This is a genomic window from Aeromonas sp. 600774 (assembly GCF_049175075.1).
GTDB classification, from domain to species: Bacteria; Pseudomonadota; Gammaproteobacteria; order Enterobacterales; family Aeromonadaceae; genus Aeromonas; species Aeromonas veronii_A.
Map to the genome: position 1 here is coordinate 569,584 of NZ_JAAKUJ010000001.1, position 22,277 is coordinate 591,860.

Annotated in this window: 20 protein-coding genes and 1 other annotated feature; of the genes, 12 read left to right on the forward strand and 8 right to left on the reverse strand. The window is 59.4% G+C overall.

Going from position 1 to position 22,277, the window contains the following annotated elements:
- The first annotated feature begins 283 nt into the window (after positions 1-283).
- Both G5171_RS02385 and G5171_RS02390 read left to right on the forward strand, forming a co-directional pair.
- Complete coding sequence (locus G5171_RS02385) at positions 284-1,477, forward strand: class I SAM-dependent methyltransferase (protein ID WP_005336736.1); 1,194 nt, start codon at positions 284-286, stop codon at positions 1,475-1,477.
- Positions 1,478-1,829: 352 nt separating this feature from the next.
- Positions 1,830-3,014 (forward strand): acyltransferase family protein, encoded by a 1,185-nt coding sequence (locus G5171_RS02390; RefSeq protein ID WP_421259767.1) that lies wholly within the window; start codon positions 1,830-1,832, stop codon positions 3,012-3,014.
- 34 nt (positions 3,015-3,048) lie between these two features.
- Here G5171_RS02390 and G5171_RS02395 read toward each other — a convergent pair whose 3' ends face one another.
- Positions 3,049-3,477 carry a GNAT family N-acetyltransferase gene (locus G5171_RS02395; protein ID WP_335865713.1) on the reverse strand — a complete coding sequence of 143 codons (429 nt, stop codon included), beginning with the start codon at positions 3,475-3,477 and terminating at the stop codon, positions 3,049-3,051.
- A gap of 405 nt (positions 3,478-3,882) precedes the next feature.
- On the opposite strand from G5171_RS02395, the gene selD reads away from it, so the two are divergent.
- From selD to G5171_RS02410, 3 genes are read left to right on the forward strand one after another with little or no spacing between them, the layout of a single operon-like run.
- Positions 3,883-4,920, forward strand: a complete 1,038-nt coding sequence (selD, locus tag G5171_RS02400; protein ID WP_270904894.1) for a selenide, water dikinase SelD — start codon at positions 3,883-3,885, stop codon at positions 4,918-4,920.
- Complete coding sequence (gene mnmH, locus G5171_RS02405; RefSeq protein ID WP_421250079.1) at positions 4,917-6,032, forward strand: tRNA 2-selenouridine(34) synthase MnmH; 1,116 nt, start codon at positions 4,917-4,919, stop codon at positions 6,030-6,032. Before selD ends, mnmH begins: the two co-directional genes overlap by 4 nt.
- A gap of 22 nt (positions 6,033-6,054) precedes the next feature.
- Complete coding sequence (locus G5171_RS02410) at positions 6,055-6,699, forward strand: MBL fold metallo-hydrolase (RefSeq protein ID WP_139408220.1); 645 nt, start codon at positions 6,055-6,057, stop codon at positions 6,697-6,699.
- A gap of 804 nt (positions 6,700-7,503) precedes the next feature.
- On the opposite strand, the gene rnd is transcribed toward G5171_RS02410, so the two are convergent.
- The 7 genes from rnd to G5171_RS02445 all read right to left on the reverse strand — a co-directional run bounded on the left by rnd (position 7,504) and on the right by G5171_RS02445 (position 15,146).
- Positions 7,504-8,616: a ribonuclease D gene (gene rnd / locus G5171_RS02415; RefSeq protein ID WP_058059758.1), complete on the reverse strand. Its 1,113-nt coding sequence runs from the start codon at positions 8,614-8,616 to the stop codon at positions 7,504-7,506.
- Positions 8,617-8,724: 108 nt separating this feature from the next.
- Positions 8,725-10,401 carry a long-chain-fatty-acid--CoA ligase FadD gene (fadD, locus tag G5171_RS02420; protein WP_085942148.1) on the reverse strand — a complete coding sequence of 559 codons (1,677 nt, stop codon included), beginning with the start codon at positions 10,399-10,401 and terminating at the stop codon, positions 8,725-8,727.
- 198 nt (positions 10,402-10,599) lie between these two features.
- Complete coding sequence (locus tag G5171_RS02425) at positions 10,600-11,478, reverse strand: alpha/beta fold hydrolase (RefSeq protein WP_421259768.1); 879 nt, start codon at positions 11,476-11,478, stop codon at positions 10,600-10,602.
- Positions 11,479-11,486: 8 nt separating this feature from the next.
- Complete coding sequence (locus G5171_RS02430; protein WP_019446435.1) at positions 11,487-12,002, reverse strand: Slp family lipoprotein; 516 nt, start codon at positions 12,000-12,002, stop codon at positions 11,487-11,489.
- A 119-nt stretch (positions 12,003-12,121) separates the two neighbouring features.
- On the reverse strand, positions 12,122-12,823 hold the full coding sequence (gene tsaB / locus G5171_RS02435; RefSeq protein ID WP_421259769.1) for a tRNA (adenosine(37)-N6)-threonylcarbamoyltransferase complex dimerization subunit type 1 TsaB: 702 nt from the start codon (positions 12,821-12,823) through the stop codon (positions 12,122-12,124).
- A gap of 90 nt (positions 12,824-12,913) precedes the next feature.
- Positions 12,914-14,833 carry an ATP-dependent DNA helicase gene (locus G5171_RS02440; RefSeq protein ID WP_421259770.1) on the reverse strand — a complete coding sequence of 640 codons (1,920 nt, stop codon included), beginning with the start codon at positions 14,831-14,833 and terminating at the stop codon, positions 12,914-12,916.
- Positions 14,834-14,900: 67 nt separating this feature from the next.
- A complete protein-coding gene (locus tag G5171_RS02445; protein ID WP_139408228.1) occupies positions 14,901-15,146 on the reverse strand; it encodes a hypothetical protein in 246 nt (81 codons plus the stop codon).
- 187 nt (positions 15,147-15,333) lie between these two features.
- Positions 15,334-15,458, forward strand: a sequence feature (His leader region).
- Positions 15,459-15,486: 28 nt separating this feature from the next.
- Between G5171_RS02445 and hisG the strand changes: the two genes are divergently transcribed.
- The 7 genes from hisG to hisF are packed head-to-tail and all read left to right on the forward strand — an operon-like array spanning position 15,487 to position 22,109.
- Positions 15,487-16,383 carry an ATP phosphoribosyltransferase gene (hisG, locus tag G5171_RS02450; RefSeq protein ID WP_005352174.1) on the forward strand — a complete coding sequence of 299 codons (897 nt, stop codon included), beginning with the start codon at positions 15,487-15,489 and terminating at the stop codon, positions 16,381-16,383.
- 12 nt (positions 16,384-16,395) lie between these two features.
- Complete coding sequence (gene hisD / locus G5171_RS02455; RefSeq protein ID WP_421259771.1) at positions 16,396-17,721, forward strand: histidinol dehydrogenase; 1,326 nt, start codon at positions 16,396-16,398, stop codon at positions 17,719-17,721.
- A complete protein-coding gene (gene hisC / locus G5171_RS02460) occupies positions 17,718-18,788 on the forward strand; it encodes a histidinol-phosphate transaminase (protein ID WP_421259772.1) in 1,071 nt (356 codons plus the stop codon). The genes hisD and hisC overlap by 4 nt, the downstream gene beginning before the upstream one ends.
- A gap of 15 nt (positions 18,789-18,803) precedes the next feature.
- Positions 18,804-19,928, forward strand: coding sequence for a bifunctional histidinol-phosphatase/imidazoleglycerol-phosphate dehydratase HisB (gene hisB / locus G5171_RS02465; RefSeq protein ID WP_421259773.1), 1,125 nt, complete (start codon positions 18,804-18,806; stop codon positions 19,926-19,928).
- A complete protein-coding gene (gene hisH / locus G5171_RS02470) occupies positions 19,928-20,569 on the forward strand; it encodes an imidazole glycerol phosphate synthase subunit HisH (protein WP_421259774.1) in 642 nt (213 codons plus the stop codon). The genes hisB and hisH overlap by 1 nt, the downstream gene beginning before the upstream one ends.
- A 5-nt stretch (positions 20,570-20,574) precedes the next feature.
- The gene (gene hisA, locus G5171_RS02475; protein ID WP_236398436.1) at positions 20,575-21,336 is read left to right on the forward strand and encodes a 1-(5-phosphoribosyl)-5-[(5-phosphoribosylamino)methylideneamino]imidazole-4-carboxamide isomerase; all 762 of its coding nucleotides are present in this window, start codon (positions 20,575-20,577) and stop codon (positions 21,334-21,336) included.
- Positions 21,336-22,109 carry an imidazole glycerol phosphate synthase subunit HisF gene (gene hisF, locus G5171_RS02480; RefSeq protein WP_047440078.1) on the forward strand — a complete coding sequence of 258 codons (774 nt, stop codon included), beginning with the start codon at positions 21,336-21,338 and terminating at the stop codon, positions 22,107-22,109. The genes hisA and hisF overlap by 1 nt, the downstream gene beginning before the upstream one ends.
- Positions 22,110-22,277: the final 168 nt, after the last annotated feature.

Here is a 22,277-nt window from a genome sequence, read left to right on the forward strand (position 1 = left end):
TTTAGCGAAAATCACTATAAAGTAAGGTTAAAACGCTTTATTGACTACATTTTGCGCACATGACAACCAGTGTTGAACGCAAAACAAGCATAACCAACTGTGGCATATAATATAAGCAGCGTGAAACGCCAACATTGAGATTCTGCAAATCCTGCATATGCAACACTCGGTCGTTGTCCAGACGTACATTTCGTCACTCCGCCATATACCAGCAAAGGCTGGCTTAGCCGCCCTATTGCACATAGAATGTGGCCCCTTTTCTTTCTACCATCGGCAAACATCCATGAGCGCTTCCATCTATCTCGTCAAAGGCCGCGAAAAATCCCTGCTGCGTCGCCACCCCTGGATCTTCTCCAAGGGGATTGAGCGGGTTCAGGGCAACCCCATTGACGGCGATACCGTCGAGATCTATGCCAACGATGGCAAGTGGCTCGCCCGTGGCGCCTGGTCAGGCAGCTCCCAGATCCGTGCCCGGGTCTGGACCTTCGACAAGGATGAGACCGTCGATCTCGACTTCTTTATCCGTCGTCTCAAATATGCGCAGGAGTCTCGCGATCCGCTGATCAAGCGTCAGGGCCTCACCGGCTATCGCCTCTGCGCCGCCGAATCCGACGGCCTGCCGGGTCTGACCATCGACCGTTATGCCGATTTTCTGGTGTGCCAAATTCTCTCTGCCGGTGCCGAGTTCCAGCGCGAGCTGATAACGCAGGCACTGCGTACCCTCTACCCCGAGTGCAGCATCTATGAGCGCTCCGATGTGGCAGTGCGCAAGAAGGAAGGGCTGAAAGAGCGCACCGGCGTTATCTATGGCGAGACCCCGAACGAGCCGGTGGTCATTGAGGAAAATGGCGGCGTCAAGATCCTGGTAGACATTCGCAACGGCCACAAAACCGGCTTCTATCTGGATCAACGTGACAACCGTCAGGCTGCCGCCAAGTACACCGAAGGCAAGCGGGTGCTCAACTGCTTCTGCTACACCGGTGGATTTGGCGTCTATGCCCTAAAGGGCGGCGCCAAGGAAGTGGTCAACGTCGATCTCTCCCAGAATGCGCTGGATATCGCCCGCCAGAACGCCGAGCTGAACGGGCTGGATACCAGCAATACCCAGTTTGTCCGTCACGACGTGTTCAAGCTGCTGCGTGAATACCGCGAAAAGGGCGAGAAGTTCGACGTCATCGTGCTGGATCCGCCTAAATTTGCCGAGAGCAAGGCGCAGCTGCTGGGTGCCTGCCGTGGCTACAAGGACATCAACATGCTGGCGTTCCAGCTGCTGGCACCGGGTGGCGTGCTCTTGACCTACTCCTGCTCCGGCCTGATGGAGCAGAGCCTGTTCCAGAAGATCGTTGCCGATGCAGCGCTCGATGCCGGTCGCGATGCCCAGATCCTGGAGCTGCTCTCCCAGGCGTCTGATCACCCCATCGGTACCGCCTATCCGGAAGGCTTCTACCTCAAGGGTCTGGTGGTACGCGCCCGCTGATCGGCAACCACCCTCCCCTTGTGATCAATCAGGCCCCTTGCGGGCCTGATTGTTTTACATCGCGTCCTATAGGCCTAAGCCTGACGCTCGCCCCGTTGACCACCCTCTCTGCTTTATGGGTGTTCTCTCTCCTCCTCTTTCCCTGCCTGCGTCCCACGTCTTTATCTGTTTAAATTTCTTTGCACAATAACTGCACATTTATGATTTAAATCACACCCGTATGACTCTCTTTTCCGTAGTGTGATCCCGCCTGCGGCAGCCAAGCCGGGGCAACCGTCCCATCAGGAGTGATGGACGGTACAACAACAAAAACCGATGTCAGGCCAAGCTGAACATCACAAAGGATCCCGTTATGAATCAATCATTGCCGCTGTTAACGCCGCTGCGGGGCATCGCTGCCCTGATGGTGGTGCTGTTCCATGCCCGCTTGCTGCTCTTTCCCCAGTTGATGGAGTCGATCGCAGGCCACACCCAGCTCATCGAGAATGGCTACCTCTGGGTCGACCTGTTCTTTATTTTGAGCGGCGTGGTGCTGGCCCATGTCTATGGCGAGGCCTTCACCCGCACGCCCCGCACCGTGAGCTATGGCCGTTTTCTCTGGCTGCGGCTGACCCGTGTCTACCCCCTCTATCTGGTGACCCTGCTGCTGCTGGTCGGCTGGGAGCTTTACAAGGCGCAGCACGGGGTGGGCTTCTACGCCGGCCCCTTGTTCAAGATGTGGGAGTGGGAAGGGATGCCCCCCTTCGGCTCCCCCTTCACCCCGGCCGAGGCGCTGCCGAGCGCCTTCCTGCTGCTGCAGGTGATGACCGATCACGGGCTGACCTGGAACTTCGCCGCCTGGTCGCTCAGCGTGGAGTGGATCAGCTACCTATTGTTCCCGCTGCTTATCCCGCTGGCGGTGACCCGCAGTCGCTGGAGCCATCTCGCCCCCCTGCTGGCGCTGACGGTGCTGGCCTTTATCGTACACAGTCGCGGCACCCTGGATGTCACCAGCGGGGCGCTGGCGGTGGGACGCGGGGTGAGTGAATTTGTGCTCGGCCTCTGGCTGCTGCCAAGGGTCAAGGCCGCGCAAGGCTTGCCCATGATGAAGCATGATCTGCCGCTGCTGGTAGCCTTTGCGCTGCCCTTCGCGCTGATGCAGTTCACCATGACGCCGCAGCTGACACTGCTGCTGATCGCCTCCTACGTGCTGCTGATCTGGATTGCCGCCGCTCAGGGGGAGCGCCGGAGTCCGCTGCTGCGCCTTTTGGATAACCGCTTCACCAACTGGCTGGGAGATCTCTCCTACTCCATCTACCTGCTCCATGCGCTGGTGCTGCTCACTGGCTGCGAGCTGATCCACTATCTGGCGCCGGGGAGCACCGAATGGTGGTATGGCCAGACCAACCCGCTGCTGGGGGTAGTGGCAACCTTGCTGATGCTGGTGGTGCTGATCGGACTCTCGGCGTTGAGCTACAACCTGCTGGAGCGGCCACTGCAACGGCGCCTGCGCCGGCTCGGCAAGGCTCGCCAGCCGGTGCTGGAGCAAGCCGGATAAGCTAATCTCACCCTGTCTGGATGAGTTGACGGGCTTATGCCAACTCATCCAGTACCAGTTCATCCAGACTGCTCATTACCCAGGCACTCGGGTGCTGGCTAAATCCGAGCTTGGGGTAGTACGCCACCGCCTGCGGCGCGGCCAGCAGGATCAGCTTGCAGCCGGGCTGCAATTGTAAAAACGTCTCGCGAATAAGGGCTTTGCCAATCCCCTGCCCCTGCACTGACTCAGCTACCGCCAGATCCGAGAGGTAGCAACAAAAATGAAAATCGGTCACCGAGCGAGCCACCCCGACCAGGGTCTCGCCCTGCCAAGCGGTGATCAGCAAATTGGCGTTATCCAGCATGCCCTGCAGGGTGTCCGGATGGTCCAGCGGCCGTCTCGCCCCCAGCGAGGTCTGCGCCAACAACGCCGCAAACTGCGCCGTGGTGATGGGGTGGTTAACCAAAAATGTGGTGGACACTAAGCTCTCCTGTTGTAGATCGGCGGTTGCGTGCTTTTGGTCTCTTTGGCGTTCTTTTTGCTGCATCTGTACTGCAATCAATCAGCCAGCGCCGGATCCAGACCGATGACAGGCAAGTGCGGGCAATTCCCTGCTGTTTATGTGAATTCCTGTTCGAACCCCAAGGGGCAAATGTGGCATAATGCCCCGTCCTGTGGCCCTTGGCGGGGCTGCGCTGGCGTACCTTGTCGCCCATTTCTTCCCCGTCCGGCCTGGCGGTCTTTCATAACTGCCAGTCATCGCTGCCCCTGTTGGCACCGAGGCCACCCATATTTGCGGCTTCTTGTCTTCCTCACTACAAGGCCGCCCATTGACCAAGACGGCTCCACAGAGCCTCTGCTCTGTTTGCAAATAAAAGGGGTAAGTATGTCTTCCATTCGTCTGACCCAATACAGCCACGGCGCTGGCTGCGGCTGCAAAATTTCTCCCAAGGTACTCGACACCATTCTCAAGAGCCAGATCCCGGGCTTCAACGACCCGACCCTGATCGTTGGCAACAGCAGCAAGGATGACGCGGCCGTGGTCGATATCGGCAACGGTCAGGGCATTGTCTCCACCACCGACTTCTTCATGCCCATCGTCGATGACCCCTTCACCTTTGGCCGCATCGCCGCCACCAACGCCATCAGCGATATCTACGCCATGGGCGGCAAGCCTATCGTTGCCATCGCCATCCTCGGCTGGCCCATCAATACCCTGGCGCCGGAAGTGGCCCAGCAGGTGATCGACGGCGGCCGTCAGGTGTGCCACGAAGCGGGCATTTCGCTAGCCGGTGGTCACAGTATCGATGCCCCCGAGCCCATCTTCGGCCTCGCGGTCACCGGTATCGTGCCCCTGGACGCCATCAAGCAGAACGATACCGCCAAGGTGGGTGACACCCTCTATCTGACCAAGCCTCTTGGTATCGGTATCCTCACTACCGCCCAGAAGAAGGGCAAGCTGAAGCCGGAACACGAGCAACTGGCCCCCAACGCCATGTGCACCCTCAACAAGATCGGCCAACGCTTTGCCGAGCTGCCGGGTGTCCACGCCATGACCGACGTGACCGGTTTTGGTCTGGCGGGCCATCTGCTGGAGATGTGCGAAGGATCCAATGTCAGCGCCCGCCTTGACTTCAAGGCACTGCCACTGCTGGATGAGGTGGATTACTACCTGAGTGAGGGCTGCGTTCCGGGCGGTACCCTGCGCAACCACGACTCCTACGGCCACAAGCTGGATGCCATGGACGATCGCACCCGCAACATCATGTGCGACCCGCAAACCAGCGGCGGCCTGCTGGTCGCCGTGGGTAAAGAGAGCGAAGCCGAGCTGCTCGCCATCGCGCAAGAAGCTGGCCTAGAACTCTCGCCCATCGGTCAGATCAAGCCCCTTGAGGGCTCCCGCTTTATCGAGATTGTCCAATGAGTGAATTGCCACTGGCCACGGACTACGCCCAGATTTTTTTAGGCGATGTGCCGTTGATTGATGTGCGCGCCCCCATCGAGTTCAAGGAGGGGGCCTTCCCCTGCTCGACCAACCTGCCCTTGATGACAGACGATGAGCGCGCCCAGGTGGGGACCTGCTTCAAGAAGCAGGGTCAGGCCGCCGCCATTGAGCTTGGACACAAGCTGGTGGGGGGAGCAGTGCGTGCCGAACGACTCGAAGGCTGGCTGGCGCAGTTGCGCCAGCAGCCCGATGCCCTGCTCTACTGCTTTCGCGGCGGCCTACGCTCGCAAACCGTACAACAGTGGCTGGCTGATGCCGGGGTGACTCGCCCCCGCGTCGCCGGTGGCTACAAGGAGCTGCGCCGCTTCCTGATCGACACCCAGGACAAGGCCTCTGCAGAGTGTCACTGGAGTGTGCTGACCGGCATGACCGGCTCCGGCAAGACCCATATGCTGGACCATGTGGCCCAGGCGCTCGATCTGGAAGGACACGCCCATCACAGGGGCTCGTCGTTTGGTCAGCTGCCCGGCGGCCAGCCCAGCAACATCAACTTTGAAAACAACATGGCCATCGAACTGCTCAAGCGCCGCCATCAGGGCGAGCATGCCTTCGTGGTCGAAGATGAGAGTCGCCTGATCGGCCGCTGCTGCCTGCCCCTCTCCCTCCATGAGGCCATGAGTCAGGCACCGCTGGTGGTGGTAGATGTTCCGCAAATCGATCGGGCCGAGCAGATCCGCGAAGATTACGTGCACGATCTCTGGCTGCGCTATCAAGCCATGTATGGCCAGGAAGCCGGTTGGCCACTGTTTGCCGCCTACCTCACCGATGCGCTGGCCCGCCTCAAGCGCCGTCTTGGCGATCTGGCCCACCGCGAGCTGGATGCCCTGATGCAGACCGCCCTGACCGAGCAGGAAAAGAGCGGTGATACCGCGCTGCATCTGGCCTGGATCACGTTGCTGCTGACCCGCTACTACGACCCCATGTATCTCTATCAGCTTGGCAACAAGCAGGAGCGCATCGTGTTTCGCGGTGATAAACAGGCCTGTCTCGACTATTTCGCCGAGCAGCATGCCAGCGCGCTGCGCGGCTGACCCATCCCAAGAGAGGAACTCTATGTTGAAATTCGAGGTGATCCCGGTCACCCAGTTCGCTCAGAACTGCTCCCTCATCTGGTGTGACGAAACCCATCAGGCCGCCCTGATCGATCCGGGCGGCGAAGCGGACAAACTGCTGGCGGCCATCGCCAAACGCGGCCTGACCCTGACCCACATCCTGCTGACCCACGGTCATCTGGATCACGTCGGTGCTGCCGCCGAGCTGCGTGAAAAAACCGGCGTCGCCATTACCGGTCCCCACAAGGAGGACGCCTTCTGGCTCGACATGCTACCCCAGCAGAGCCAGATGTTCGGCTTCGCCCATACCTCCGCCTTCACGCCGGATCGCTGGCTTGAGCAGGGTGACAAGGTGCAGCTTGGCCAGTGCGAACTGGAGGTCTACTTCTGCCCCGGCCACACCCCGGGCCATATCGTGCTGCTGAGTCAGGCCGAAAAACTCGCCTGGGTTGGCGATGTGCTGTTTGCCGGCAGCATAGGCCGCACCGACTTCCCCCGTGGCGATCACGGCACGCTTATCAAGTCGATCACCGAGACCCTGCTGCCGCTGGGTGACGAGATCGTCTTTATCCCGGGCCACGGCCCCAGCTCCACCTTCGGCCGCGAGAAGGCAAGCAACCCCTACCTGACCCAGCCTATCTGGTGATCAAAAAAGGCAGCGGTGTTAGTCGCTGCCTTTTTTTCTGAAGTCCTCATTGCTATAGGTACAAGCGAGTCTTTATAATTCACCATGATTTGGCTCGACCATCCAAACTTGGGAACAAAAATGTATCTTGCTTTAGCTATTGCCATATTGTTATTTATTTTTTTCCTGAAGAAATCACGAGCCAGATATAGAATCAGAGATTACAAACGCCCAACAATCATTCATGGGATAATAATACTACTCGTTAATATTGCATTTGAAATAATATATAGAGCTGAGTTTGTCCCCATTCAGGTCAGTTACAGCAGCTTACTAACCTATGTACTGCCTCAAGTTATATACTACCTATTGTTGATCACCATTTTTTTAGTTATGGCATATAGATATGGTTTTTTCATATGGCCAGATGATAGAAATGCAATAAATAGACAGCATACAATCAATATCCCCATGTGCTTCTTGTTGACTATTTTTATAGTATGCCCATCTGCCATGCGAAATGGAATTATTGAAGCATCACCCTATCTGCATGTTTGCAGTCTTATTGGTAGCGGACTTACCTCTATCTATCTTGTAAGAATTTTCACTATCAAGTTCAACAAGACAATTAATAATATATAGCTTTTTATTGCCAACACAGTCACGAAAAATAAGTTCGTTTATTTCGATCTCTTGTTCTTGAGCCACAATTATTTGATAAGCGACCGCAAGAGATTCTGACATTTTAAATCATAAATTCCCCCTGAAAATAAAAATCCCCACCCGAGGGTGAGGATTGATTTATCGGTACAACCATCTGGTGGCTTATTGTGCCAGCAGGTGACCGACCAGCTCATGACGCCACCCTTGCAGCAGCATCGGCTTGTCGCTGCGGGCCCGCTCTTCGTCGTTCATCCGCCAGCTCCAGGTGAAGTACTGGTGAATGATCTTCTTGCTGGCAATCAGCTCGGGCGGAATATTGCTCGCCTTGGCCTTCTCTTCCACCATGGCCTTGATGCGCTTGAGCTCGGCCTTGTACTGGGGGAAGTCGACCAGCCGACGAATGGGCTCGGGCCAGCTGTCAGGATCGCTTTGCTGCGCCTTGGCGACAATATCGAGCATCCGCTTGCCGTGGATCTTGATCTCGATGGGCGAGAGGCCGAGCTCGTTGAGATCCCGCAGGGAGGCAGGACGACGCTCTGCCACCTTGAACAGGTGCAGCTCTTTCACCACAAAGTTAAGGGCCAGATCGCGGCGCACCGCCTCTTGCTGGCGCCAGGCGGCCAGCTCGCGCAGAATGGCGAGCTCGCGGCGCCCCAGTTGCCAGGCGTTGACGATGTCAAGATATGCCTGACGGGGATCGCTACCCTGGGTCTTGCGGGCGGAGTGGTTCTGGCACTCCTGCTCGAACCAGGCAAACTTGCCGCTTTCCCGCAGTTTGGCCATCACTTTCTCGTAGAGCGGCATCAGGTAGAAGACATCCGCTGCCGCGTATTCGAGCTGACGCGGTGTAAGCGGGCGGGCCAGCCAGTCGGTGCGCGCCTGATCTTTTTCCAGCTCGACCCCGAGGAATTCATTCACCAGCGCACCAAAGCCGACCGAAACGCCGTAACCGAGAAAGGCGGTAGCCAGCTGGGTATCGTGCATCTGGTTGGGCAGGTGGCCCGCCTGATGCTGGATAAGCTCCAGATCTTCGCCAGAGGCGTGCAGGATGGCGATCTGCCCTTCCCGGCCCAGTCGCTGCCAGAGGGCGGAGAGATCCAGGGTGAGCGGATCCAGCAGCGCCAGATGCTCGCCGTCATAGATCTGGAACAGGCCAAGCTGGGGGTAGTAGGTACGGGTGCGAACGAATTCAGTATCGATAGCCAGGGGAACGTCGGCCAGAGAAGCGAGATACTGCTCAAGTTCGTCTTGCTGAGTGATAAGTTGATAGTGCATCTGTGCCTGCGCGGTTGATCAGGGCCAAAAAGAAAAAACCGTGGGATGACCCACGGTTTTGCATAACGACGGTGCTGGTTTGCAGAAGATTCTGCAGCCGCAGTCCGGTTATTGCTTGGCAATCTCCTCGTCGCGCAGTACGCGCCGCAGGATCTTGCCCACATTGGTCTTGGGAAGTTCGTCACGAAATTCTACCAGTTTCGGCACCTTATAGGCAGTCAGATGTTTGCGGCAGTGGGCAATAATCTCGTCCTCCTGCAATTTTGCATCTTTCTTGACCACAAAGATCTTCACCAACTCGCCGGAAACCTTGTGCGGCACACCGACAGCGGCCACTTCCAGCACTTTCGGGTGCAGGGCAACGACATCTTCGATCTCGTTCGGATAGACGTTGAAACCGGAGACCAGGATCATGTCCTTCTTGCGGTCAACGATCTTGAAGAAGCCCTGCTCGTCGCACACGGCGATATCACCGGTACAGAGCCAGCCATCCTGCATCACTTCGGCGGTCGCCTCGGGGCGCTGCCAGTAGCCCACCATCACCTGCGGGCCGCGCACCTGCATTTCGCCCGGGGTGCCGAGGGCATGGATCACCTGACCGTTGTCATCCACCAGCCGGATCTCGGTAGAGCAGACCGGCAGACCGATGGAACCGTTGTAATCGGTCAGATCGTAGGGGCAGACACTCACCAGTGGCGAACACTCGGTCAGGCCATAGCCTTCCAGCAACGGGGTATCGGTCAGCGTCTTCCACTTCTCCGCGACCGCGCGCTGCACCGCCATGCCGCCACCGATGGTCAGCTTGAGCTTGTCAAAGGCGATCCCCTGAAACTCTTCGTTGTTGACCAGCGCATTGAACAGGGTGTTGACCCCGGTAATGCAGGTGAAGGGGTACTTCTTGATCTCTTTGACAAAGCCCGGGATGTCGCGCGGGTTGCTGATCAGCAGGTTGTAACCGCCGATACGCATAAAGAGCAGGCAGTTCACGGTCAGGGCGAAGACGTGATAGAGCGGCAGCGCGGTGACCACGAACTCCTTGCCACGCTCCAGCATGGGGCCGTAGACGCCGAGGCACTGCTCGACGTTGGCAATCATGTTTCGATGGGTCAGCATGGCCCCTTTGGAGAGGCCGGTGGTGCCACCGGTGTACTGCAGGAAGGCGAGATCGTCGTTGGTGATCTCCGGCTTGATGTACTGCAGGAAACGCCCCTTGGAGAGGGCCTGACGCATGGTGGTGGCGTGGGGCAGATTGTATTTCGGCACCAGCTTCTTGACGTACTTGACCACGAAGTTGACCAGGGTGCCCTTGGCCAGCCCCAGATTGTCACCCATCCGGGTCAGGATAACGTGCTTGATCGGGGTGTCGTAGACCACTTTTTCCAGGGTATGGGCGAAGTTGGAGACGATGACGATGGCCTTGGCACCGGAATCTTTGAGCTGATGCTCCAGCTCGCGCGGGGTATAGAGCGGGTTGACGTTGACCACTATCATGCCGGCGCGCAGGATGCCGAACACGGCGATGGGGTATTGGAGCAGGTTAGGCATCATCACCGCAACCCGATCCCCTTTCTCCAGCTTCAGCTCGTTTTGCAGGTAGGCAGCAAAGGCGCGGGACTGCTCTTCCAGTCGGCGGTAGGTGATGGTTTGGCCCATGTTGACGAAGGCGGGCTGATCGGCAAACTGGGTCACCGAGGATTCGAACATCTCGACCAGGGAGCTGTATTGGTCTGGATTGATCTCGGCGGGGACCCCTTCCGGATAACGTTTCAGCCAGACTTTTTCCACAAACTTCTCCTGCATAACTAGCACCTGTGCGCTCACTGTGTTGCCTCCGTCCCGGTTCACATCCATTTTAATCGGTTGTTTTAAGCTGATACTCTAATGCCGCACATATTTACACAGCGCAACATCAATTAACAGCAAATTAACAACAGAAAAATGTGAGGGAGAAAACAAACCTGGAATTATTGAAAGCTGGCGATTCTACCGAACTTGACAAAACTTTACGATACAAACGGCCGTATCAACCGAATTTTCCATATAAAAATGGTGGTTTCCACCCAATATGACCCGCTCGATCTGCTGGAAGGCATCCTGACGGGCCTGCCATTGGGCTTCAAGTGCAGCAAAGCCCTGCTCCCCCTGAATCAACAGCACAGGACAGCGGATAGCCGCAATCAGTGCCCGAGCTTGTCCTTCGCTCATTCTCAGAGGTGAAAGATCTCGCAAACGGGGGTCGCTGCGCCAGTGCCAGCGCCCTGCCCGCTCTTCAAGCTGCCGTTCACAGATAAGACGCGCCGCCTGCGGCGTGATATCCGCCACTTTGCAACGGGCGGCGACAGCCTCATCGATGGAGGCAAAGCCGTTGGCACTGCGCTCCCGGGTGCGACTACGGTTTAAAATCGCACGTCGCAGCTGGGCAGGTACCTCCTCATCGGGCTGGCTCAGCGGCCCCAGCCCCTCCAGCATGATCAACCGCTCCACCTGTTCGGGGAACACCCCGGCATAGGCGGAGGCGATCAGCGCCCCGAGGGAGTGGCCGAGCAGAGTGAAACGCGACCAGCCCGCCGCCTGCACGATCTGGTAGAGATCGTCCAGCCAGTCGACAAAGACATAGGGGGTGGCTTTGTGATCGGAGTGACCGTGCCCCGGCAGATCGACACAGATGAGGTGAAAATCCCCCAGATGCGGCGCCAGCGGCAAGAAGCTGGCACTGTTGTCGAGCCAGCCATGCAGGGCGATCAGCAGGGGTTTGCCCTGCTGAGCCTGATCCGCGAGTTGATTCTCAAGCAGGGCCACCTGCCGACCATCTGCCAAGGTGAGCAGACGTTCGTGCAGAGTGCTTTTGATGCTCTTGATCATGGCAAGCCTTAACGACGCAGCGGCCGTCTCGGCCAGAAGGGATCATAGAAGGGGTCATAGAAGTAGGGGTCCATATAGCGCACCTCCACCTCCTTGACTGGCGGCCACAGCTTGCTGCCCGTCACATTGAGCACCGAGAAGCGGTACTTGTGCTCGCCAATCTGGCTATCAACCGGTTGGCCTATGGTACCAAGCACCGTCAGACTGCGCCCCTTGGCGTAGAGGGTCGGATCGACAAAACCCTTCATGATAGCCAGAAAACGGCCCGGGCTCTGCTCGGTCTGCTCCGGCACACCGTTGGACTTGAGCGGCAGATAGACCACTTCAATAACGCTCTGATCCGCCTTGTTGTGCACCGCCGAGATAACGCCGCTCCAGCGCGCCGGCTTGCCCTCCATTCCGCCAAGGGCGGGCTGATAGGCCACCAGCTGGTTTTCAGGCTCATAGGCCAGCTCCTTGGGAACCGAGCTGCAGGCCCCGAGCAGCAGGGCCAGCGCCCCGACCACCATAGTGCGTTTCATCATATCGCTTCTGGTATTACGCATCATGTCACTCTCCTGTTGCCAGCGTGGCCTGTCGGGGCCACCCGCTTTTATTGCAGCTGATGAGCGGCAAGAGCGACATGCTGTCAGTGCTCCTGCCCTTATTCGCGACCCGGCAGTTTTTTCCAGGTCACCTTGTCACGCAAATAGACCGGCGTCGCCTGCTCCACCGGCACCGCCTCCCCCGCCAGCCAGGCGGCGCGGGCCAGCGGCAACATATCTTCTGCCGCCGGGAAGCGCACCTGACTCACCGCCAGCTCATCGGCCAGACCACTCAGGGTCTCGCCATAGGTTTCAAAACCGGTGCCGACGCAGGTCACAGGGCCCGCCAGCTTGCCACGGACTTCAACCAGTGCCGCGGGCTCGCTCACCACCTCGTCACCCACCAGTTGCATGCGGCCATCAATTAGCTCATAGCGGCCGAAATAGACCTCGTTCATCCGCGCATCGATGGCGGTCAGCACCTGCTGGGCATCATCCAGTCGATAGGCCCCTTGCGCCATGGCGGCGAGGGTCGAGATGCCAATCAGCGGGACACCCGCACCAAACGCCAGACCTTGCGCCACACTGATGCCGATCCGCACCCCGGTAAAGGAGCCCGGGCCGCGACCGAACGCGATGGCATCGAGGTCACTCAAACTTATCCCGGCATCCTCTAACACAGCCTGAACCATGGGCAGGATTTTTCGGGTGTGATCCCGTGGCGCCTCCTCCCAGCGGGAGAACAGCTTGTCACCCACCAGCAAGGCGGCGGAGCAGGCTTCGGTGGCGGTATCTACGGCCAGGATCTTCAACTCATTCATGCTTTCCAATCTCTATAAAATCAGTCAATTACATAACCGGCAAGCGAGATATGCTCACCCGTTGTTCAAATCTGTTATCTGGCGGCACACTTATTCACCGCGTTCAGTGCGATCGAAAAAACTCCCCAGCGTTCCCAACTCCCGGGTGCGAGGGATGGCGGGCAGACTCTTGATAAAGGTGGCGCCGTAGGGTTTGTTGACCATTCGTGGATCACAGATGACCAGTACGCCGTGATCACTGCGATCACGAATAAGCCGCCCCACCCCCTGCTTGAGCGCTATCACTGCCTTGGGCAACTGCAGTTCGGCGAAGGGATCGCCCCCCTTGAGCTTGCAATCATCCACCCGTGCCTTGAGCAGCGGATCATCGGGGCTGGCAAACGGCAATTTGTCGATGATAACACACGACAACGCCGCCCCTCGCACGTCGATCCCCTCCCAGAAGCTGCTGGTCGCCACCAGCACGGCGCGGCCATTCTCGACAAACTCCTTGAGCAACCGTTGCTTGTTATCCTCCCCCTGCAACAAGACGGTGCGGCCAATCTCCCGGCGCAGCACCTCGGCCACCTGACGCATTACCTGATGGCTGGTGCAGAGGAAGAAACAGCCCCCCGGCGTCTTGTTGATGAGCGGGATCATCAGATTGGCCAGCAGCTCGCCACGGCCAAAGGCGTTGGGCTCCGGCAGATAACGGGGCACACAGAGCCGCGCCTGCTCGCCATAGTCGAACGGACTGTCGAGGATCAGCTCGGCGCTGCCCGCCAGCCCCAGCTCGGCCTTGAAGTGGTCAAAACGCATATCCACCGTCAGGGTGGCGGAGGTGAAGACCCAGGCCACTTCCGGTCTTTGCACCTCGGCACTGAATCGCTCGGCCACCGAGAGCGGGGTCAGATTGAGGGTGAAATGAAGCCGTGAGCAGTCGTACCAGTAGGAGAAACCGGTCTGATTGACCGCCAGCACTTCACCCAGGCGGGTGCGCAGTTCACTGATGCGCTCGAAGGCATGATCCAGCTGCTCGCCACGGCCGAGAGCCAGTTTCAGCACCTCGTAGCAGAGCCCGATGGCATCGTTGAGACGAGCCAAGGCCTGACCCCAGAGCGGCTGACGCAGCATGTCGCGGGTATTGCCGCGACCGCCATCCACTCCGAAGGCAAGACGCAAGTCCTGACTGGCGATAGCGAGCCGGTCCGCCGCCTTGCCGAGCTGGGCCATGTCGTGGGCTTCGGCCCGATAGGCCAGCTGGATATCCTGCGCCAGATCCTGAATCGTTCGGCTGCCTACCGACTTGCCGAAGTAGTTGGTGGCGATCTCCGGCAGCTGGTGTGCCTCGTCAAAGACATAGACTTGCGCTTCGGGCACCAACTCACCAAATCCGGTGTCTTTCACCGCCATATCGGCGAAGAAGAGGTGATGATTGATCACCACCACCTGGGCATCCATGGCGCGGCGACGGGCTACCACCAGATGGCAGTCGTCGTAATAGGGGCAGTCGCGGCCGAGGCAGTTGTCGTTGGTGCTGGTGACGTGGGCGAGGATCTCGGCGTTCTCCTGCAATCCCGGAATATCCCCCACATCGCCGTTATCGGTAGCAGTGGACCAGGATTTGACCTTCACCAGATCGTTGAGCACTTCTGGCTTTTGCAGATGGGATTCGCTCAAGAGCCGGTTCATCCGCTCGATGCAGAGATAATTGCTGCGCCCCTTGAGCAAGGCCACCGGCGGGGTATAGGAGAGCGCCCCTGTGATGGTCGGGAGATCCCGATAGAAGAGCTGCTCCTGCAGGTTCTTGGAGCCGGTACTGATCACCACCCGCTTGCCGGATTCCAGCGCAGGGACCAGATAGGCGTAGGTCTTGCCGGTACCGGTCCCCGCCTCCACTAGCAGACGGCCACCACTTTTGATGGCGCGCGCGACCGCTTCGGCCATCTCCAGTTGGGGAGCGCGGGCTTTGAAACCGTCGATATGGCTGGCCAGAGGGCCATCTGGCTTGAACAGGGTCTGGATGGTCAAAAGGGCGTCCCGCAGCAAAAGCGGCCATTATGCCAAAAGTGTGGCAAAAGCGGGACTGATTCTGCGCCTAGACGAACAGATCGATCTGGTGATCGGGATCCGGCTTGTGATCGTCCTCCTCCGCCTTTGGCTGATCACGCTTGGCGGGCGTGTTATAAGCCTGCTGGCGCTGCTGGGAGTCACTGTTGTCAGTGCCGGTCTTGCGCAGTTGATGTTTCTTGCTGATCTGGTTCACTTCCCGCTTGATCTCTTCGCTACCGGGCGCGGCAGGTGCCCGGGGCAAAATGGGGAACAACAGGTCCTGGCTGGGCATGATACAAACTCCTGCGGGGGTTATTGTCTAGTTATCGACCAGAAAACCGTTTTCTCAACTTTAATCGATCAAATCACAATTTCGGGTTGCATTTTCTGTCAAGGCAGGTAGTTTAAATCAGGCGTCAATTACGACATCTTATTTTGTAAAGGATTGATTACATGAAGTTCACCACCCTGAAGACTCATCACCACCATCATCATCCCGACTAGTCTTTCAGGAGGTTGACTGCTGGAAGACACTTAACTGGTGACTTCCAAAAGGACCGCAAGATTCATAAACCCTCGGAAGCACCCACTTCCGAGGGTTTTTTCGTTTTTGACTAGAAGGAAATCGAGCAATGGAAACACAACGTCTGCGTATCGCCATGCAAAAGTCCGGTCGTCTGAGCCAGGACTCCCAAGCCCTGTTCAAGAGCTGTGGTCTGAAAATCAACCTGCGCGAGCAGCGCCTTATCGCCCATGTCGAGAACATGCCCATCGATATCCTGCGGGTGCGCGATGACGATATCCCGGGTCTGGTGATGGAAGGGGTGGTCGACCTTGGCATCATCGGCGAGAACGTGCTGGAAGAGGTGCAGCTTATTCGTGCCTCACAGGGACTACCCTTCGAGGTCAAAACCCTCAAGCAACTGGACTTTGGTGGCTGCCGCCTCTCGCTGGCGGTGCCGGAAGATGTGACCTACACAGGGCCACAAAGTCTGGCGGGCAAGCGCATCGCCACCTCCTACCCCGGGCTGCTCAAGCGCTTCTTTGATGAAAAAGGTCTTGGCTTCAAGAGCGTGATGCTGGGCGGCTCGGTGGAAGTGGCACCCCGTGCGGGCCTCGCCGATGCCATCTGCGATCTGGTCTCCACCGGCGCGACCCTAGAAGCCAATGGCCTGAAAGAAGTAGAGGTGATCTACCGCTCCAAGGCGGTACTGGTACAGGCCCCCAACCCCTTGTCCGATGCCAAGCAGAAGCTCATCGACAAATTGCTGCCCCGCATTCAGGGGATGCAACAGGCCCGCGAGAGCAAGTACATCATGCTGCACGCCCCCAAAGACAAGCTCGATGCCATCACCGATCTGCTGCCGGGTGCCGAGCGCCCCACCATCATGCAGCTGGCCGGTGACACCAATCAGGTGGCCCTGCACGTCGTCTCCAGCGAGACCTTGTTCTGGGAGACCATGGAGCAGCTCAAGGCTCTGGGTGCCAGCTCCATTCTGGTGCTGCCCATCGAAAAAATGATGGAATAAGGAAGGGACATCATGCAGACCCTGATCTGGAAGACCCTCTCCCCTGCCCAGCAGGCCGACGTGCTGACCCGCCCCGCCCTCAATGACGAAGCCGACATCGGCGCTGTGGTGCGGGAGATCATCGATGCGGTACGCAGCCGGGGCGATGAGGCCCTGCGCGAGCTGAGCCAGCGCTTCGAGCGCGCCCCCCGTGAACAGCTGCGCGTTAGTGAAGATGAGATTGAAGCCGCCTGCGCGCGGCTGGATGACGACATCAAAAATGCCATCGAAGCGGCCATTGCCAACATTCGCACCTTCCACGCCGCGCAAGTGCAGCCAGTGGTACGGGTAGAAACCCAACCAGGTGTGGTATGCGAGCTGCGCACCCAGCCCATCAGTCGGGTCGGCCTCTATGTGCCGGGGGGCAGCGCGCCGCTCCCCTCCACCGTGATGATGCTGGCTATTCCGGCGGCTATCGCCGGTTGCCGTGAAGTGGTGCTCTGCACCCCGTCCCCCGCCAGCGACGAGATCCTGTTTGCCGCCCGCGCCTGCGGCGTCGAGAAGGTGTTCGCCATCGGCGGCGCCCAGGCCATCGCCGCCATGGCTTACGGCACCGAGAGCATTCCCAAGGTGGACAAGATCTTCGGCCCGGGCAACGCCTATGTGACCGAAGCCAAGGGGCAGGTATCCCGCGACTGGCGCGGCGCCGCCATCGACATGCCAGCCGGCCCCTCCGAGGTTCTGGTGATTGCCGACGAGAGCGCCAACCCCGCCTTCGTGGCGGCGGATCTGCTCTCCCAGGCCGAGCATGGCCCCGACAGCCAGGTGGTGCTGGTGACCACCTCACCGCTGCTGGCCGATGCCATCGCAGGGGAGATCAAGAGCCAGCTGGCCAAACTGAGCCGCCGCGATATCGCCGCCCAGGCGCTGGGCTCAAGTCTGGTGATCCTCTGTGACGATCTGGCAGAAGCGTGTGCCATCTCCAACGCCTACGCACCGGAGCACCTGATCGTGCAGACCCGAGCCCCGCGTGATCTGCTGGATAAACTCGAGAACGCCGGTTCCATCTTTCTGGGAGCATGGACCCCCGAGTCAGTCGGCGATTACGCCAGCGGCACCAACCACACTCTGCCTACCTATGGCTATGCCCGCACCTGTTCCAGCCTTGGTCTCGCCGATTATCAGCGCCGCTACACGGTGCAGGAGCTGAGTGAGCGCGGTATTCAGGGCCTTGGCCCCATTGTCGAGCGCATCGCTCAGGCCGAAGGGCTCGATGGCCACAAGAACGCCGTGACGCTGAGATTGAACGCCCTGGTCGCCGCGCCCCAACCAACAGCACAGCAAAAGGATTTGTCATGAGCATTGCCAATCTGGCGCGCCGCGTGGTGCGGGCCCTCACCCCTTATCAATCCGCTCGCCGCATCGGCGGCAAGGGCCACGTCTGGCTCAACGCCAACGAAGCGCCGCAGGCCTATCCCTTCACCATCGAGGGGAGCCGCCTCAACCGCTACCCCGAGTGCCAACCGGCCGAGGTGGTGAACAACTATGCCGCCTATGCCGGGGTTAATCCCGATCAGGTGCTGGTGAGCCGCGGCGCCGACGAGGCCATCGAGCTCTTGATCCGCACCTTCTGCGAAGCGGGTGAAGATCAGATCCTCATCTGCCCGCCCACCTACGGCATGTACGCCATCAGCGCCGAGACCTGTGGCGTGGGGATTGTTGAGCAGCCGCTGACCGCCAGCCGCCAACCTGACTGGCCCGCCATCGCCGATCGCCTCAGTGACGTGAAGCTGGTGTTTCTCTGCTCCCCCAACAACCCCACCGGGGATCTGGTGGGTCGCGATGGCCTCATCGCTTTGCTGGAGAAAGCCCGTGATCGCGCCATCGTGGTGGTGGACGAGGCCTATATCGAGTTCTGCCCCGAGGCCTCCGTGGTGGACCTGCTGGCCCGCTTCCCCAATCTGGTGGTGACCCGCACCCTCTCCAAAGCCTTTGCTCTGGCGGGGATCCGCTGCGGCTTTACGCTGGCGAGCCCCGAGGTGATCGCCATGCTGGCCAAGGTGATCGCCCCCTATCCCATCCCCGAGCCCATCGCCCAGATCGCGGCGCAGGCACTCTCCCCCATGGGGCTGGAGCTGATGCGCGAGCGAGTGGTCGAACTCAACAAGCAAAAAGCCGCCTTCAAGGCAGAGCTGACAACGCTTGCCTGCGTGAAGGAAGTATTCGAGGACAAGGGCAACTTCGTGCTGGTGCGCTTTGTGGATGGCGCCGCCGTCTTTGCCGCCATGAAGGCTGCCGGCATCATCTTGCGGGATTTCTCGACCAAGCCGGGCCTTGATAACAGCATTCGCGTCACCATCGGCTATCAGGGCGAGATGGTTGCCGTGCTGGCGGTACTGCGTGATCTGCCCTCTCCCACTTTGTAAGACAAGGATGTAGCGATGAAGACTCCGTTTTTGTTTATCGACCGCGACGGCACCCTGATTGAAGAGCCGGTGACCGACAAGCAGGTGGATAGCCTCGCCAAGCTGCGCTTCGAGCCCATGGTCATTCCGGTGCTGCGCGAGTTGCAGGCCGCCGGTTACGTGCTGGTGATGGTGACCAATCAGGATGGGCTGGGCACCGCCAGCCTGCCGCTGGAGAACTTCCAGCCTCCCCACGACCTGATGATGCACCTGTTTGAATCGCAAGGGGTGAAGTGGGAGCAGGTGCTGATCTGCCCCCACTTCCCCACCGACGGTTGCAGCTGCCGCAAGCCCCACCTCGGGCTGGTGAAAGAGTATCTCGCCTCCGGTCGCATCGACTTTGCCAACTCCTTCGTGATTGGCGATCGCCAGACCGATCTGCAACTCGCCGAGAATATGGGCATTGGCGGTATTCGCTACCACCCGCAGGATCACAACTGGCTAGCCATCCGTGATCAGCTGTTATCCAAGGGCCGCGTAGCCTCGGTGGAACGCTATACCAAGGAGACCCGCATCCAGGTGGCAGTGGATTTGGACCCTTCTGCCACAAACAAGAGCGGCGGCAACCAGATCGCCACCGGCATCGGCTTCTTTGATCACATGCTGGATCAAATTGCCACCCACGCCGGTTTCCAGCTCAAGCTGAACGTCAGCGGCGATCTGCATATCGACGATCACCACACGGTGGAAGATGTGGGGCTGGCGCTGGGTCAGGCACTGCGTCAGGCCCTTGGCAACAAGCGCGGTATCGGCCGCTTCGGCTTCGTGCTGGCGATGGACGAGGTGCAGGCGGTGATCGATGCGCGTCCGCTGACCGAGCAGGAGGTGAGTACCGCGCTGGATCTCAGCGGTCGCCCCTACTTCGTGTTTGACTGCCCGAGCGGCTTTGGCCGCGACAACGTGGGCGAGATGGCCACCGAGATGGTGCCTCACTTCTTCCGCTCCCTCTCGGACGCCATGGCAATCACCTTGCAGATGAAGGTGGGCAGCGGCAACACCCACCACCAGGTGGAGGCGCTGTTCAAGGGCTTTGGCCGCGCCCTGCGCCAGGCCATTCGGGTGGAAGGGAGCGAGCTTCCCTCCAGCAAGGGAGTGCTGTAATGGATGTGAGCAAGCAGAAGCTGGTCATTATCGATACCGGTTGTGCAAATCTGGCCTCGGTCAGAATGGCCTTCGAGCGCCTCGGCGTGCAGCCGCTGGTCTCAAGCCAGGCCGCCGATATCGAGCAGGCGGACAAGCTGATCCTGCCCGGTGTCGGCACTGCGGTTGCCGCCATGAAAAACCTCAACGAACGGGGGCTGGTGCCCCTTATTCGCGCCGCCAAGCAGCCGCTGCTGGGCTTTTGCCTCGGCATGCAGATGCTGGCGGAGGCCTCCGAAGAGAGCATGGGTACGGATGACTCGTCAGAGCGGCTTATCGACTGCCTTGGCATAGTGCCGGGCAAGATCCGGCTGATGGAGGTGGGCAACCTGCGTTTGCCCCACATGGGCTGGAACCAGATTGAGCATGACGAGAGCCATCCTCTGCTCAAGGGGATCCCGAGCGGCAGCTACTTCTACTTCGTGCACTCCTATGCGCTGGAGGTGACCGAAGCGACGCTGGCGACCTGCGACTACGGCCAGCCGTTTACCGCCATCGTCGGCGGGGTTGCAGAGCACAGTAACTTCTTTGGTGCCCAATTTCACCCGGAGCGCTCAGGCCCAGCCGGAGCCCGTTTGCTGCAAAATTTTCTGGAGCTGTGACTAGCATGATCATTCCCGCAATTGACCTTATCAACGGTCAGGTAGTTCGCCTCTATCAGGGGGATTACGAGCAGAAGACCGAATACAGCAGCAGCCCGCAGGCCCGCTTCGATGAATATGTCTCCCAGGGGGCGGTGCAGCTCCATCTGGTGGATCTGGACGGTGCCAAGGATGCCAAGGCGCGCCAATTGCCCCTGCTGACCCAACTGCTGTCGGCCACCGAAGCACCGGTGCAGGTCGGTGGCGGCGTTCGCACCGAACTGGATGTGGCGGATCTGCTGGCCGCCGGCGCCAGCCGGGTGGTGATTGGCTCCACCGCCGTCAAATCCCCGGATCTGGTGGCGAGCTGGATGGAGAAATATGGCCCCGAGCAGATCGTGCTGGCGCTGGACGTCAATATCGATGAGCAGGGCAATCGCCATATCGCGGTAGCAGGCTGGCAGGAGAACAGCGGAGTGACCATCGAGGCACTGATCGAGCGCTTCCTCCCCGCCGGGCTCAAGCATGTGCTCTGCACCGACATCAGCCGTGACGGCACCCTGGCTGGCACCAACGTCGAGCTCTATCGGGATCTCTGCGCCCGCTACCCGAGCGTCGCCTTTCAAGCCTCCGGCGGCATTGGCGGCATCGCGGATATCGAGGCGCTCAAGGGCTCCGGCGTCAAGGGGATCATCCTTGGTCGCGCCCTGCTGGAGGGCAAATTCTCGGTAGGTGACGCCATCGCCTGCTGGCAAGCCCCCGCAGCCGATACCACAGGAGGCAACTGATGCTGGCAAGACGCATTATCCCCTGCCTTGACGTGAAAGATGGCGTGGTGGTCAAAGGGGTGCAATTTCGCAACCACGAGGTGATGGGCGGCATTGTCGAGCTGGCCCGCCGCTACGCCGAAGAGGGTGCTGACGAGCTGGTGTTCTATGACATCACCGCCTCCAGCGATGCGCGGGTAGTGGACAAGAGCTGGGTGAGCCGGGTGGCGGAGGTGATCGATATTCCCTTCTGCGTTGCCGGTGGCATCAAAAGCGTCGAAGACGCCCGCCAGATCCTGGAATTTGGCGCCGACAAGGTCTCCATCAACTCTCCGGCGCTGGCCGATCCGACTCTGATCAGCCGACTGGCCGAGCGCTTTGGCGTACAGTGCGTGGTGGTGGGCATTGACTCCTACTTCGACGCCGACACGGGCCACTATCAGGTCAAACAGTTTACCGGTGACGAGAGCCGCACCCGCACCACCGCCTGGCACACCCTCGACTGGGTGCAGGAGGTGCAAAAGCGCGGCGCAGGTGAAATCGTGCTGAACGTGATGAATCAGGACGGCATGCGCCAAGGTTATGATCTCGACCAGCTCAAGCTGGTGCGAAGCGTCTGCAAGGTGCCGCTGATCGCCTCCGGCGGCGCCGGTGCCATGGCGCACTTTCGCGATGCCTTCACCCTCGCCGATGTGGATGGGGCGCTGGCCGCCTCTGTGTTCCACAAGGGCCTTATCCCCATTCCCGAATTGAAACGCTGGCTGAAAAACGAAGGAGTCGCCATCCGTGAATAACTTCTCAGACAACACACAAACAACCGCCAGCGCGCGCCCCCTTGCCGAGCAACTCGACTGGGAAAAGTGTAAATGCGCCATGATCCCCCGCCCAGAGTGCCGGTCTGATAATAGAGGAGCCGATACCCGTGCATAATTCCAACTTATTAATTGAACAGCTCGACTGGG